The 235-nt window shown below is 70.2% G+C and carries 1 pseudogene; it reads left to right on the top strand.

Features of this window, described 5'->3' with window-relative positions:
- Positions 1-235: pseudogene (locus SB754_RS23005) on the top strand (rhamnulokinase); the annotation flags it as partial.

The raw sequence follows: 235 nt of genomic DNA, 5'->3' as shown, positions 1-235 counted from the left end.
CATCGACTCGTGGGCCGTCGACTACGCGCTGATGCGCGGCGACCGCATGCTCGGCACGCCGTTCCACTACCGCGACGAGCGGACGGCTGCCGGAGTCTCGGCCGTGCACGACGTCGCGAGCTTCGAGGAGCTCTACCGCCGCAACGGCCTGCAGTTCCTGCCGTTCAACACGCTCTACCAGCTCGCCTGCGAGCAGGGCGTGACCGACGCCGCCGACGCGATGCTGCTCGTGCCC

It is taken from the genome of Leifsonia sp. SIMBA_070 (assembly GCF_046534635.1).
Classification (GTDB): domain Bacteria; phylum Actinomycetota; class Actinomycetes; order Actinomycetales; family Microbacteriaceae; genus Leifsonia.
Note: the sequence above shows the minus strand (reverse complement) of the source record. Positions and strands in the feature narration are given on the sequence as shown.